We start from the raw sequence: 13,951 nt of genomic DNA on the forward strand, positions 1-13,951 counted from the left end.
ACCCGAGGCGCGCCCCGTGGCCGCTCGGAGACGTGCGGAACCGGGCGGGCCGGTAGGATGCCCGGGTGCAGATCCGCGAACTGAAGATCCCAGACAGCTACGAGATCACGCCGAAGCAGTTCGGTGACGACCGGGGAGTGTTCCTCGAGTGGTACCGCTTCGACAAGCTCGCCGAGGTCGTCGGGCACTCGATCGACCTTCGCCAGGCGAACACGTCGGTGTCCAAGCGGGGCGTCGTCCGCGGCATCCACTTCGCCGACGTCCCTCTCGGCCAGGCCAAGTACGTCACCGCGACGCACGGCGCCGTGCTCGACTACGTGGTGGACATCCGCGTCGGGTCTCCGACCTACGGCCAGTGGGACACCGTCCTCCTCGACGACACCGACCGCCGTGCCATCTACATCGCCGAAGGGCTGGGGCACGCCTTCGTCGCCCTCACCGACGACGCGACCGTGAGCTATCTCGTGACCGACACCTTCAATGCCGAGCGCGAGCACGGCATCGACCCGCTGGATGCCCAGATCGGTCTCGTCTTCCCGTCCGAAGCAGGCGAGCCGCTCCTCTCGCCGAAGGACACCGAGGCCCCTTCGCTCGCCGAGGCGGCATCGGCAGGCCTCCTCCCCACGTGGGACGACATGCGGACGTACTACGCGTCCCTCGACGGAAAGGCGATCTGACGTGAAAGGCATCATCCTGGCCGGGGGTTCGGGCACCCGCCTCTGGCCCATCACCAAAGGCATCTCGAAGCAGCTCATGCCGATCTACGACAAGCCGATGGTCTACTACCCCTTGTCGACGTTGATGATGGCAGGCATCCGCGAGGTTCTGGTCATCACGACCCCCGAGTACAACGACCAGTTCCGGGCCCTGCTCGGCGACGGTTCGCATCTCGGAATGAGCATCGAGTACGCGGTCCAGCCGTCACCGGACGGCCTCGCGCAGGCTTTCATCATCGGCGAGGACTTCATCGGCGACGACTCGGTCGCGCTCGTCCTCGGAGACAACATCTTCCACGGCGTGGGACTGGGGTCGAACCTCAAGAAGAACGCTGACGTCCAGGGTGCGACCATCTTCGCCTACCACGTATCGGACCCCAAGGCCTACGGAGTGGTCGAGTTCGACGAGGCCTTCAAAGCGGTCTCCATCGAAGAGAAGCCTGCGGTGCCCAAAAGCAACTACGCCGTGCCGGGGCTCTACTTCTACGACAACCGCATCATCGAGATCGCCAAGACGATCGAGCCCAGCCCCCGTGGTGAGCTCGAGATCTCCACCGTCAACGAGCGCTACCTCGACGCCGGCGACCTCCAGGTCCAGGTGCTGGATCGTGGCACGGCCTGGCTCGACACCGGTACCTTCGAGTCGATGATGCAGGCGTCAGAGTACGTCCGCGTCATCGAGGACCGTCAAGGGCACAAGATCGGCTGCATCGAAGAGATCGCCTGGCGCAACGGCTGGATCGACGACGAGCACCTGGCCGACCTCGCAGCGCCCTTGGCCAAGAGCGGTTACGGCGTCTACCTGCAGAACCTGCTGGCCGTCTGACCGGCACCGGACCTCGCTGACCTCCTCGGTCGGGGAGGTCGCGGTGGGTCAGGCGCCTCGGATGCGGCCACGTCTCCAGCTCGGCCGGACACGCGGTGGGCCCCAGAGTGAGCCGCGTCTCTGCTGCCGCTGCTCGTGGAAGAACTCGTCCTTGAGGGGCTTCAGTCCGTGGTACTGGTTGAGCTCTTCGGACACGAGCTCGATGTGCGTCGACGCCTTGACGACTCGCCAGGATTTCTGGTGTGCCGCGAACGACATCCACTGATCTTCGAGAAACGCGAAGCGTCTCGGTAGCCGGGCGAAGAAGCGGTCGTCCGTCACGAGTTCGGAGTCGTAGACCGTTCCACCCGTTCCGGCATGATCGGCGGCCGTGCCGGGATCGATCTCGGCTCGACGCCAATAGGAACCGTGCTGGCTGAATGCCCACCACGCCACGACCGATCGGGGCTCGTAGTCGGCCAGGAGCTCCTCGATGAAGTCCACCGACACGTCCTGGTCGTCATCCAACATGACGATGGGACCCTGATAGCCGCCGTTGACGGCCAGGCGCGCGGCCACGAATCGTGCAAGCCCTCCGATGTTGACCGGACTGTCGTAGAGATCGATGCTCGCGAGGCTGTCACCGGCACCGTCTCGCGCCACGGCGCGGTAGGTCTCGGCGTCCGCCGGGTTGTTGTTCCAGAGAAGCAGGCGGATCGGACGGTTCGTCACCTGCGCACGAAGCATTCGCGTGACCTCAGCGGCGCGATCCGGCCTGTTCCAGAGGCAGACCACGACAGGAATCGCGTCGTCTCCGGGCCTGGCCCATGACGCCGTGCCGACGACCCGGATGCCCTCCGTGAGGAGCCCGCCGATGACGCGCTGCCACGCGCGTTCCCGAGGGATGGCCTTGATCCGGCGGGCACCGACGAGCGAACGGTCGTAGAGCCCCTCGAGCCGAAGGCCTCTGACGATCCGACGCAGGGATGTCCGAGCCGCTCCGAAGGCGGAGGAACGGCTGGTCACGCCCGCGGCCGCAGTCGACTCGCGAAGGCATCGGTGAGACGGACGACCTTGCGGGCGTTCGTGGCGTCCAGAGTGGACTGGAGGCGTCGTATCTCGGCCGTGAGGTCGGATTGATGGGCGAGCAGGGCCGCCTCCCGTGCCTCGGCTTCGGTCGTGACCCGCTCGAGCTCGGTGCGCATCCCGTCGAGTTCGAGCGCGTTCTCGGCCTGCTGGCGTCCGAACGAGGCGAGTTCGTGGGCACGCTCGTCGCCGAACTCGACGTCGGGGTCGCCCGGGGCGATCGCGTGGGCGGCGAAGAATTCGGGCAGGGTCCGGTCGACCGTGAACGGGCCGCCGTCGAGTTCGTCCCGAAGGGGGTGGCGAGCTGCGTAGAACGGCAGCAGCACACCCTTCTTGAGCCGCGCGTAATCGCGCATGCCGTGGTGGTTGGGACTCGGACGAAGGTGCGGGCTGGCCTCGTAACCGGCCCCGGCCATCTCGACCTTGTGCTCGAACTGGCGCCAGGACCGCCACGGAAGGTGCAGGACCTCGAGGGCCAGCTCCGGCGGCGGAGCACCGTGGCTGGCGATGCTCACGAGGTGGTTGCCCTGGACGACCGTGACGTCCGGGTCGCCGACGTGGACGGCGTTCGTCGTCGGTTGCGCCAGAACGCCGACCGTGCGGAGTTCGTCGTTCGTCCGTTCGTCGCGCCAGACGAGTCGCTCGAAACCGGCACCCGACTCGGCCACCGGGCCGATGAGGTTGACGACGCGCACACCGAACGACCCGAGTCCGGGATCGACGAGCTCGAAGACGTCCCGCAGCGACCGGGAGCGGTCGACCGGCACGATGAACTCGTCGGCATCGGCGTTCACGACCCAGTCCGCCCCGTGTTCGGTGGCTGCCTCACGGGCCATGCGCGTGACGACCTCGCCCTGTTGCTTCTCGTGCCGGTGGTCGTGGTGCAGCACGACCGAGCCCGCGGCCTCGTACGCCTCCAGGATCTCCCTCGTGCCGTCCGTCGAGGCGTTGTCGGTGACGATGATCACGTCCACGCCCTGGGCCAGGTGATAATCGACCCATTGGGTGATGACGTCCGCTTCGTCGCGGACCATGGCGGTCACGGCCAGTTTCATGCTGTCTCCTCGGGCGTGGGACGGTTCGGGTCGTCCGACATCATCGCTGAACTCGGGCGCGAAGGCTCAACCCGACCCGGAGCGCGAGCCGCAACGGCCAGAGCCACCACGCCGCGTACTTCCGGGAGAGGAACCGATAAGCGCTGCGGTGGTGCTCGCGCCGCATCGCGACGGACTCGTTTCGCGTCGAGTGGGCACCCACGTGCGTGACGTCGGCCCGCGGCTGATACACGTTTCGGAGCCCTGCCCGGCTGAGCCGCCAGCCGAGGTCGACGTCCTCGAAGTACATGAAGAACGAGGTGTCGAACCCCCCCAACCGGTCGAAGGCGTCCCGTCGGACGAGGAGGCACGCGCCCGAGAGCCAACCGACGGTCTGGTCGCCCTGGTCGGGACCCGGGCCGTGGTACCGACGGGTCCAGGGGTTGCCGGGCCAGATGTCTGCGAGCACGGCGTGGCCGAGACCTGTCCGAAGGGAGGGAAGGGACCGGGCCGAGGGATAGGCCTCGCCGGTGGGCTCCCAGATCGCCGGCCCGACCGCACCGATCCGCGGGTCGGCGTCGGCCGTCGCGACGAGGACGTCGAGGGCCCCGGCGGCCAGCACCACGTCGGGGTTCGAGACGAGAACGTATCGGACGCTGGGCGGCAGGCCCTCCGTGGCGACGTTCACCGCGCCTCCGTAACCGGCGTTCCGTCCGACTTCGACGAAGCGTGCCCCGGCCGCCTCCGTGGTGAGCCGGGCTGCGTCGGGATCGGCGGAGGCGTTGTCGGCGACGACCGTGAGGACGACGTCGGGGTGCGCGGTCGCTGCGGGCACGGAGGCGAGGAACTCGCCCAGGAATCGACCCGAGTTGTAGCTGACCGTGACGACCGCGACGGTCGGCGCTGGAGGGAGGCTGGGGTCGTTAGTCATGGTTTCTCTGAGGGTCGATGGCGTCTCGTGTGCGCCGGGACGACGCCTGGCTGGAGTGACGGCTCGGGGCACCAGTCTGGCATGGGTGCGCGAGCCGACCGACTATGACGACCAGGACCGGAAGGCCTCGGCCAAGCGCTCGTCTCGGACGAGATCGTCGAGCACGGGTCGGGGGGAGGAGTAGGCCCGCGTGACGAGTTCGACGGCCCCGGGGTCGTACCCCTGGCGCTGCATTCCCACGACGTTGGCACCGTGGAGGCTCGCCGGCGATCCGTATGCCTTCGCGAACGGCGGCACGTCGCGCGTGACCACGGAGGACATCCCCACCATGGCGCCGCGTCCGACGCGACGCCCCTGGTGGACGGTGGTGGCCATGCCGAGGTTGGCGTCGGGCTCGACCACGACGTGGCCGGCGAGCAGGACGCTGGACGCCAGCGTCGCTCGCGAACCCACGTGACAGTCGTGCGCCACGTAGGCCTGGTTCATGACGAAGGCGTCGTCGTCCACCCTCGTCACGGACCTCCACCCGTGATGCACCTGGGCTCCCTCGCGCAGGACGACCCGATCGCCGATGACGACGCCGCCACCCGCAGGATCGTCGTCCGTCCGCGGGTGCGCCCAGGAGCGCACCTCGGGCGGAGCGCCGATCTGGACCCCGGCGCCGAGCCACCCGTCGTCGCCGATCCGGACAGGGCCGGTGACCACCACGAAAGGACCGATCGTCGTGCCTGAGCCGATCGTGACGTCTCCGCGGATCACGGCAGTGGGGTGTATGTCGCTCACGGAGTCCTGTCGTTTCGAGGGTCGGTGTGGGGACCGAGGGGCGGCCCGTCGCCTGCGAACAGACTAAGTCCAAGCTATGTTGGACGGCGGCGTGCACGCACGATCACCCACAACGTCTCAGAGGAAGCCCCATCCCATGATCCCCATCACGAGCGTCGATTTCGGAACCGAGATCGAGGAGTCCGTCCTCGCCGTCCTCCGGTCGGGGATGATCGCGCAGGGGCCGAAGGTGGCGGAGTTCGAGGCGGCCTTCGCCGAGCGGTTCGGTGCTCGTCACGCCGTCGCGGTCAACAACGGCACGACCGCTCTCGTGGCAGCGCTCGAGGTCCTCGACCTCGGTCCCGGTGACGAGGTCATCACGACGCCCTTCACGTTCGTCGCGACCCTCAACGCCATCCTCGCGACCGGGGCGACGGCACGGTTCGCCGACATCCGGGAGGACGACTTCAACCTCGACCCGTCATCCGTCGAGGCGCTCGTCACCGACCGGACCCGTGCCATCATGCCCGTCCACCTGTACGGGCAGATGGCTGACATGGTCGCGATCTCCGACATCGCCACGCGCCACGGTCTGGCCCTCGTCGAGGACTCGGCCCAGTCGCACGGGGCGAAGGTGGGCGATTCGTTCGCCGGGACCTTCGGCATCGGCACCTTCTCGTTCTACGCGACCAAGAACATCGCCACGGGCGAGGGCGGCATGATCACGACGTCCGACGACCGCGTGGCCGATCGTCTCCGTGTCCTTCGCAACCAGGGCATGCGTGCTCGCTACCAGTACGAGTTCCCCGGCAACAACTACCGGCTCACCGACCTCCAGGCCGCCGTGGGGCTGCCGCAGCTCCTGCGGTACGACGAGGTCGTCCGTGCCCGCCAGGCCAACGCCGCCCTCCTGTCGGAGCGACTCGCGGACGTCCCAGGCGTCGTCACGCCTCGAGAGCTGGCCGGTCGTCGTCACGTGTGGCACCAGTACACCGTCCGCATCACGCCTGAGGCGGGAGTCTCGCGGGACGAGATGGCCGCGGGCCTGACCGAAGCCGGTGTCGGTTCCGGGGTCTATTACCCCGCCCTCCTCGGGGACTACGACGCCTACCGGAACCACCCGAGGGTCGCCCAGCACGACGAGACGCCGGTTGCCGCCCGCATCGTGGGTGAGGTCCTCTCGTTGCCGGTCCACCCCAACGTCGGAACAGCGGGAATCGACACGATCGCCACCGCCGTCTCGGCCGTCGTCTCGGCCGGTGCCCGCCGATGAGTCGTCAGCGCATCGCCCTCGTCGGCGCCGGGGTCATGGGCAGTCACCACGCCCGGGTCATCTCACAGTCCCCGTCGGCCGACCTCGTGGCGCTCGTCGACCCGTCGCCCGACACGGGAAGGCTCGTGGCCGAGCGATACGGAGCACGGTGGAGTCCCGAGCTGCCGGACCTCGACGACGTCGACGGGGTGGTCGTCGCCGCCCCGACCGAATACCACCGACGGATCGCCCTGGACGTCCTCGAATCCGGCACTCCGTTGCTCATCGAGAAGCCCGTGGCCGCCGACCTCGGCGTCACCCGTGAGATCCTCGCGGTCGCCGACGGTCGCGACATCCCACTGATGTGCGGGTTCCTCGAGAGGTTCAACCCCGCGGTGTTGACGGCGGCATCCATCGTCGAGGCGCCCGTCCACCTCACGGCGGTGAGGCACTCGCCGTACGCTCCGCGCATCCGGACGGGTGTGGGCTGGGACCTCCTCGTCCACGACGTCGACCTCGCGCTGCGGTTCCTGGGTGACGAGCCGTCGAGGGTCCGGTCGTCCCTCGGGCACTTCCACCCGACCTCCGGGTCCGACTCCGAGGACGTCGCCGAGGCGGTCCTGAGTTACGCCGACGGGGGAGTGGCCCACGTGTCGGCGAGCCGGGTCGGCCAGCGGAAGATCCGGCAGCTGTCCATCTACGAGCTGGATCGGCTCGTCGAGGTCGACCTCCTCCGCCGCGACGTCACCGTCTATCGTCACGTCTCCGAGAACTCCGCGGACGGCGAGGGGCGTGGTTACCGGCAACAGACGGTCATCGAGATCCCCGAGATGCTCACGTCACAAGAGCCGCTCACGGCTCAATTCGAGAAGTTCCTGTCCCTCGCGGCCGGCCAAGGGGATGCCTCCGCGGAGCGCGCCTCCGTCCTGCCCGCGCACGTCGTCGTCGACCAGGTCATCTCCGGCGGGCTCGGGTGACGGTGGCGTCGGACGCTGAGTTGGGGACCGAGGGTGCGCCCGATCCCTCGTCGGGGGCCTGGGATCGCATCCGCTCGTCGCCGGTCGTTCGATACCTCGCGGTCGGCGGGTCCGCCTTCCTCGTCGACCTGGGGTTGCTCGCGCTCTTCCACGAGGCACTCGGATGGACGCTCTGGGTGGCGACCGGCTCGGCCTTCCTCCTGAGCTTCGTCTACACGTACACGTTGCAGCGACTGGCCTTCGGCTCGAAGCTCCCGCACGGGAGCGCCCTCTTCCGGTACACCCTTCTCGTCGCGGCGAACACCGTGGTGACGGCGTTCCTGGTGTCGGTGGCATCTCCGGCCGTCGGCTGGGTGGCGGCGAAGGTCCTGACGACCGCGGTCACGACGGTGTGGAACTTCTTCGCTTACAAACACTGGGTCTTCGCGACCCCGACCACAGGGCGTCGCGCCCTCGACGGCCACGAGGAGGCCCCCTGATGTTCCGAGGTGCCGTGGTGGCCGCTGTGGTCCCCGCCTACAAAGAAGAATCGATGATCGAACGGGTCATCGAGACCATGCCCGACTACGTCGACCACATCGTGATCGTCGACGACTGCAGTCCCGACCGGACGAGTGAGGTCGTCCGCGCCTCGTCCGATCCCCGCGTCGACCTGATCCGTCACGAGGTGAACCAAGGCGTGGGCGGAGCCATCATCACCGGTCACACCCGGGCCATGGACCTCGGCGCGGACGTCAACGTCATCATGGCCGGCGACGCCCAGATGGACCCGGCGTTCCTGCCGGACCTGCTCGACCGGGTCACGGATGGGGGGTACGGGTTCGCCAAGGCCAACCGCTTCTTCTCACCCGAGTCCTTCGAAGGCATGCCGCGCTATCGGGTCCTCGGCAACATCGGGTTGTCCTTCATGACCAAGCTCGCGTCGGGTTACTGGCACCTGTTCGATCCGCAGAACGGCTACACCGCCATCCGTACGAGCGTCCTCAGGCGGTTGCCGCTGCAGAACGTCGCCCGACGCTACTCGTTCGAGAACGACCTGCTCATCCATCTCAACATCCTCCAGGTCCCTGCCGTCGACGTCCCGATCCCCGCGGTCTACGGAGACGAGGTCTCCAGCATCAAACTGAGCAAGGTCGTCCCCGAGCTCGTGAACCTCTTGGGCAAAGGCTTCCTGCGCCGGATCTGGTATCGCTACGTGTTGTGGTCGTTCAGCCCGATCGCACTGCTCCTCGTCCTCGGTGTCGTCCTCTTCGGTTTCGGTGTCGCCATCAGCATCTGGATCGTGTTCCTGTCGGTCACGTCGGTGATCGCGACGGCAGCGACCGTGATGCTCGCAGCGTTGCCTCTCATGATCGGCACGCAACTGCTGATCAGTGCACTCCAACTCGACATCCAGGCGAGTCCGGACACGCCGGACGCGCACCCGTTCGGCCCACAAGAAGACCTCGCGTGAGAGAAGCGGACGGGCGTCGCGGAGGCCGCCTCACCGGAGTCGCCCTGGCGATCATCGCCCCCCTCCTGGCCTTCGTGGCCCTGATGTCGTGGGGGCTGTCCAGCCCGGTCGGCTCCAGTCCGGACGACGACTTCCACCTCGCCAGCATCTGGTGTGCCGCAGGCGACGAGGTCGGGACCTGCGAGCCGTCTCCCACGGCGGACAACCGGGAGATCTCCGAGAAGCTCCTCAGGTCGCACGTCTGCTTCGCCTTCTACCCGGACGCCAGCGCCGCCTGCCAGCCGGGAGATCTGAGCGACGTCCAAGCCCCGCTGATCGATTCCGAGCGCGGTAACTTCGCGGGACTCTATCCGCCCGTCTTCTACGGCACGATGTCGTTGTTCGCGGGCGACAATCTCGAGACGTCGGTCCTCGTCATCAGAGCGGTCAACTCGTTGCTGATGGTCGGGCTGATGACGGCCGTGGTCGTCGTGGCACCGAGACGTCTCAGGATGCCCGCTGTCCTGGGAGTCGTGGGCACCGCCGTTCCCCTGGCCCTGTTCATCGTCCCGTCCACCAACCCCAGCAGTTGGGCCGTCATCTCGGCGGCCACGCTGTGGCCCGCTCTGATGACCTGGTACGCGTCCACCGGTTGGCGACGCGTGGCGTCGGGCGTCCTCGCCACCCTCGCGGTGTTCCTGGGCGGAGGCGCTCGGGCGGACGCAGCTCTCTTCGCGGTCCTCGCGATGGTGGCCGTCGTCGTCCTCTCGGCCGAGCGATCCCGGAGGTTCCTGGTCTCGTCCGTCCTGCCGGTCGCGTTGGCCGTCGTCGCGGGGCTCTTCTTCCTCTCGGGGAGGCAAGGTTCACAGGTGGGCAGCGGCCTGCCCAACGCGGATGGCGACCAGCGCGGGCTCCGATTCCTGATCGGTGAGAACCTCCAACAGGTGCCGTCCCTCTTCGCCGGTATCTTCGGCAACGGCTCGAATCTCGGATGGCTCGATACTCCGGTGCCCGCGGCGACCTGGGTTCTGGGTCTCAGCATCTTCTTCGCCCTCGGTTTCGTGGGCATCGGCGTCGTCGACCGACGGAAGACCGTCGTCGTCGCCGCCGCCTTCGCGGGACTCTGGCTGATCCCCACGGTGCTCCTCGTGCAGACCAGGGCTCTCGCGGGGTCGCAGGTGCAGCCCCGCTATGTGCTCCCGATCGCCGTGATCCTGCTCGGCCTCACCCTGGTCGCGACCCGATCCGGACGGCCGCGGCTCGGCCGCGCTCAGATGGTCTTCGTGATCGCGGGACTGAGCCTGGCCAATGCGCTCGCTCTGCACGGCAACATGCGACGGTACGTCACCGGGCTCGACGTCGACGGATGGAACCTCGACGCCGGCCTGGAGTGGTGGTGGCCCGCGGCCCCGTCACCCTCACTCGTGTGGGTGGCCGGATCGGCGGCGTTCACGCTGTGTCTCGTGGCTCTGGCGGCGGTGCTCGAACGCTCCGACGAGCGAGATGCGTCGGCGAGAGCAGACGTGCCGGGCCACGACCGTGACGGAGCGGTCGATCAGGACGACGAGAGGACTCGGCCGACCGTCAACGTCGTGTGACGGACGAGACGTCCGAGTAAGCGCTCAGATGGGCCTCGGCGCAGTGGCCCCAGGTGAACTCTCGCGCCCGTCGGCCGGCTGCGCGCGCGAGGTCCTGTCGGCCCTCAGGATCGTCGAGCAGTCGCCCCAGGACCTCGGTGATGCTCCCGACCTCGGGTTCGCAGTAGGCCACGGCGTCACCGCCGACTTCGGGCAGGGCGAGCCGCCGTGTCGTGAGGACGGCTGCCCCGCACGACATCGCCTCGAGGACGGGTAGACCGAATCCTTCGCCGGTGCTGGGGTAGACCACGACCGTGGCTCCACCCAGGAAGGCCGACAGGTGGTCCAGGGGAAGGTAGCCGAGGTGTCGAAGGGGCGCACCCTCGACGTCGCCGGCGGCTTCCAGTCGCTCTCGCGCCAGGGCATCCCATCCGAGACCTCCTGCGACGAGGAGAGGGGGGACGTCCGGGGAACCCGCCCTGAGACGCTCGTGGGCTTCGACCAGGGCGGGGACGCTCTTGCGGGGTTCTACCGTGCCGAGGAACGCGATCCAGCCGAGCTGGGGATCGAGTCCGTGGTCGCGGGCGAAGGCGGCCGTCGCTGCAGCGGTGGGCGGGCCGAAGACGGCCGGGTCGACTCCGTGCAGGGCGACGGTCACCGGGCCGGATGGCGGTCCCGCGAAGTGGGCGATCTCGGAGGCGGTGGCTCTGCTGGGGGCGACGGTACCGGCGGCCATGCGCCTACCCAGCCGGATCCAGGTGGTGAAGAAGGTTCGCTTGAGGAACGAGTGCTCGTGTGGCGAGCTGAAGAAGGTGGCGTCGTGCACGGTGACGATGCTGTGGCGCCCCGCCAGCAACGAGAACGTGTAATGGGGAGAGTGGATCACGCGGACACGTCGGCGTCGAGCCACGAGGGGGAGCCCGATCTGCTCCCAGAGGAGACGCAGGGGACGAACGCCTACCAGTCGTGGTGCCGCCACGTAGTGATGATGCGGAGCCTGCGCGGCGAGCCAGGGGAGGTCTGTGGCCTTGACGACGACGTCGATGCTCGTCCCCTGCTCGGTGAGGCCGCGCAGCAAGCCGGCGATGTAACGCGCGACCCCTCCCTTGTTGGGAGGCAGTGACGTGGCGTCCAAGAGGACGGGGGTGCGCGTCGGCGCCATCAGGCGGTGAGGGCCCGTGCCGCCGCCTTGATGCGGATGACACCGCTCGCCTCGTCGTCGTCCGCGACGACGAAACGCGCCGCTTGTCGCTGGATGGCGATGTGCGCCCCGTTGGGCTGGGCGAGGAAGGTGTGGACGAAGTACGGCCCCCCGCCGAGCTGGACGTCGCTCAGGCGGTACTCGACGGCTGCGGTTCCCCGGAGAGGCTCGTGAGCGAGCCCGAGCATCCTGCTGTCGGTGCCGTAGACCTGGGTTCCTAGATTCGTCTCGATCTTGAACCCGCTGTGCCAACGGTCGAGAGGAGTCGTGTGGCTGAACTCGATGCGGACGAGGAGGGTGTCACCAGGCTGCACCTCGGCCCCGGGCTCGCGGCCTTCGACGATCACCTCGGTCTTGGTCACGGCACCGGGGTTGGCGTCCTCTTCGGGCTCCGCGGCCTCGGCCTCGGCGATGCGACGCCCCTCGAGGATGTCACGGAAGTTCTTGACGGCGTCGGCGGCGGACCCTTGGAACTTGACTTCTCCACGCGACAACACGACGGCCTGGTCGCACAGCTCCTGCACCTGTCCGAGGGAGTGGCTCACGAGGATGATGGTCCGACCCTGTTGCTGGAATTCTCGGATCTTGTCGAGGCACTTGCGTTGGAACGCCTCGTCCCCGACCGCGAGCACCTCGTCCACGAGCAGGACGTCGGGATCGGTGTGGATGGCGACGGCGAAGGCGAGACGAACGTACATGCCCGACGAATAGAACTTGACCTGGGTGTCGATGAAGTCGCCGATGCCGGAGAACGTCAGGATGTCGTCGAACTTGTCCTCGGTCTCGGCCTGGGACAGGCCGAGGATGGATGCGTTGAGGAAGACGTTCTCGCGTCCGGTGAGGTCGGGGTGGAAGCCCGCCCCCAGCTCGAGCAGGGCAGCCAGCCGGCCCCGTCGCGTGATGGTGCCCTTCGTGGGCTCGATGATGCCGCCGATGGCTTTGAGCAACGTGCTCTTGCCGGAGCCGTTGGGGCCCAGGAGCCCGATCGTGGACCCCGCGGGGATGTCCAGTGAGACGTCTTTGAGAGCCCAGAACTCTTCGCTGTGCCGACGGCCGGCTCGGCCGAGCGTCACCAGACGCTCCTTGAGCGAATTGTCCTTCCGGATGACGAACTTCTTGGACACGTTCGAGATCGACACGACGGTCGGTCGGTCGTCGGTGCCGTCGAGTCGGCCCGGGGCGTTGTCTTGCGTGATGCTCATGGTGTGGCGTCCTGTGTCTCTAGAGTTCCTGGGCGAAGTTGCCCTGCAACCTCGCGAAGACGCGGTGGAAGGCATAGACGAGGACGAGGCCTATGAGCGTCGCGATGCCCATCCGGAGCAGGAGTTCGTCGGGGTACGGGGTGTCGGCGCCACCTATCCAGAAGGCGCGGTGGAAGCCGAGGACGGCGAGTGTGATCGGGTTGTCCGTGTAGAGCTGCAACAACCAGCCGTGGCTGGCGGCAAGGCGATCGGAGACCATGCTCCAGGAGTAGACGATGGGGGACGCCCACATGGCCAGCATCAGCAGGACCTCGACGAGGTACTGCATGTCTCGCAGGTACACGTTCAGTGCGGCGAGCAGGAGGCCGAAGGCCACGCCGTAGACCAGGACCAGCAGCACGGACGGGAAGAAGTACAGGATGTCCCAGTGCCAGGGGATGGCGCCGGTGACGATCGTCGCGCCGACCAGGACGACGAGCTGGATGCCGAAGTTGAACAGCGCCGATCCGATGCTCGCGAGCGGATAGATCTCGCGGGGCGTGTAGACCTTCTTGATCAGGCCGCCGTTGCTGACGATGGACGAGGTCGACCCCGCGATCATCTCGCTGAACAGACCGTAGATCGTGAGCCCCGAGAAGATGTAGACCGCGAACTCGGGAATGCTCCGAGCGGCTCCGAGGATCTGCCCCATCACGAAGTAGTAGATGATCAGCTGCGTGATCGGACGGATCAGGGTCCAGACGAAGCCGAGCGCGCTGTCCTTGTACCGGGACTTGAGGTCGCGGCGAATCAGGAGGTCGAGCAGTTGCCGGTGCGCGAAGATCTCACGCACGATGCCGAAGGTGCCACCGAACACCTTGGAAGGCTGCCCGGCCACCACCATGGGTTCACTGTCGAGTCGAGCGAACCTCTCGCCGGGGGCCGTACTGGGTGTGGTCGTTGCCATGGGTCGAGACCCCTTCTACGTCAGAACTGA

The 13,951-nt window shown here is 67.6% G+C and carries 14 protein-coding genes; 7 read left to right on the forward strand and 7 right to left on the reverse strand.

Annotation, left to right across the window (positions count from 1 at the left end):
• Positions 1-65 precede the first annotated feature (65 nt).
• Both HRF36_RS02175 and rfbA read left to right on the forward strand, forming a co-directional pair.
• A complete protein-coding gene (locus HRF36_RS02175) occupies positions 66-677 on the forward strand; it encodes a dTDP-4-dehydrorhamnose 3,5-epimerase (protein ID WP_173205524.1) in 612 nt (203 codons plus the stop codon).
• Position 678: 1 nt separating this feature from the next.
• A complete protein-coding gene (rfbA, locus tag HRF36_RS02180; RefSeq protein WP_173205527.1) occupies positions 679-1,542 on the forward strand; it encodes a glucose-1-phosphate thymidylyltransferase RfbA in 864 nt (287 codons plus the stop codon).
• Positions 1,543-1,590: 48 nt separating this feature from the next.
• Here the strand turns inward: rfbA and HRF36_RS02185 are convergent, their stop codons facing one another.
• The 4 genes from HRF36_RS02185 to HRF36_RS16200 all read right to left on the reverse strand — a co-directional run bounded on the left by HRF36_RS02185 (position 1,591) and on the right by HRF36_RS16200 (position 5,355).
• Positions 1,591-2,253, reverse strand: coding sequence for a hypothetical protein (locus HRF36_RS02185; RefSeq protein WP_173205530.1), 663 nt, complete (start codon positions 2,251-2,253; stop codon positions 1,591-1,593).
• Between the two features lie 290 nt (positions 2,254-2,543).
• Positions 2,544-3,662, reverse strand: a complete 1,119-nt coding sequence (locus HRF36_RS02190) for a glycosyltransferase family 2 protein (RefSeq protein WP_173205533.1) — start codon at positions 3,660-3,662, stop codon at positions 2,544-2,546.
• 40 nt (positions 3,663-3,702) lie between these two features.
• Entirely contained in the window at positions 3,703-4,572 is an 870-nt protein-coding gene (locus tag HRF36_RS02195; RefSeq protein ID WP_173205536.1) for a glycosyltransferase family 2 protein, read from the reverse strand.
• A gap of 102 nt (positions 4,573-4,674) precedes the next feature.
• On the reverse strand, positions 4,675-5,355 hold the full coding sequence (locus HRF36_RS16200; RefSeq protein ID WP_173205539.1) for an acyl-ACP--UDP-N- acetylglucosamine O-acyltransferase: 681 nt from the start codon (positions 5,353-5,355) through the stop codon (positions 4,675-4,677).
• Positions 5,356-5,491: 136 nt separating this feature from the next.
• Here HRF36_RS16200 and HRF36_RS02205 point away from each other — a divergent pair, with 136 nt between their 5' ends.
• Genes HRF36_RS02205 through HRF36_RS02225 form a run of 5 tightly spaced genes read left to right on the forward strand, consistent with a single transcriptional unit; the run spans position 5,492 to position 10,593 of the window.
• Positions 5,492-6,607, forward strand: a complete 1,116-nt coding sequence (locus HRF36_RS02205; protein ID WP_173205542.1) for a DegT/DnrJ/EryC1/StrS aminotransferase family protein — start codon at positions 5,492-5,494, stop codon at positions 6,605-6,607.
• Complete coding sequence (locus HRF36_RS02210) at positions 6,604-7,563, forward strand: Gfo/Idh/MocA family protein (protein WP_173205544.1); 960 nt, start codon at positions 6,604-6,606, stop codon at positions 7,561-7,563. Before HRF36_RS02205 ends, HRF36_RS02210 begins: the two co-directional genes overlap by 4 nt.
• Before the next feature lie 2 nt (positions 7,564-7,565).
• Positions 7,566-8,042 carry a GtrA family protein gene (locus HRF36_RS02215; RefSeq protein WP_173205548.1) on the forward strand — a complete coding sequence of 159 codons (477 nt, stop codon included), beginning with the start codon at positions 7,566-7,568 and terminating at the stop codon, positions 8,040-8,042.
• The gene (locus tag HRF36_RS02220; RefSeq protein WP_173205551.1) at positions 8,042-9,016 is read left to right on the forward strand and encodes a glycosyltransferase family 2 protein; all 975 of its coding nucleotides are present in this window, start codon (positions 8,042-8,044) and stop codon (positions 9,014-9,016) included. Before HRF36_RS02215 ends, HRF36_RS02220 begins: the two co-directional genes overlap by 1 nt.
• Positions 9,013-10,593, forward strand: coding sequence for a DUF2142 domain-containing protein (locus HRF36_RS02225; RefSeq protein ID WP_173205554.1), 1,581 nt, complete (start codon positions 9,013-9,015; stop codon positions 10,591-10,593). Before HRF36_RS02220 ends, HRF36_RS02225 begins: the two co-directional genes overlap by 4 nt.
• Here HRF36_RS02225 and HRF36_RS02230 read toward each other — a convergent pair.
• From HRF36_RS02230 to HRF36_RS02240, 3 genes are read right to left on the reverse strand one after another with little or no spacing between them, the layout of a single operon-like run.
• Positions 10,580-11,707, reverse strand: coding sequence for a glycosyltransferase family 1 protein (locus HRF36_RS02230; RefSeq protein WP_254280985.1), 1,128 nt, complete (start codon positions 11,705-11,707; stop codon positions 10,580-10,582). The two genes, HRF36_RS02225 and HRF36_RS02230, sit on opposite strands and share 14 nt — an antisense overlap.
• Positions 11,708-11,733: 26 nt before the next feature.
• Positions 11,734-12,975: an ABC transporter ATP-binding protein gene (locus HRF36_RS02235; RefSeq protein WP_173205560.1), complete on the reverse strand. Its 1,242-nt coding sequence runs from the start codon at positions 12,973-12,975 to the stop codon at positions 11,734-11,736.
• Between the two features lie 19 nt (positions 12,976-12,994).
• Positions 12,995-13,921, reverse strand: coding sequence for an ABC transporter permease (locus HRF36_RS02240; protein WP_254280986.1), 927 nt, complete (start codon positions 13,919-13,921; stop codon positions 12,995-12,997).
• Positions 13,922-13,951: the final 30 nt, after the last annotated feature.

The sequence above is a fragment of the Frigoribacterium sp. VKM Ac-2836 genome (assembly GCF_013248995.1).
Classification (GTDB): Bacteria; Actinomycetota; Actinomycetes; order Actinomycetales; family Microbacteriaceae; genus Frigoribacterium.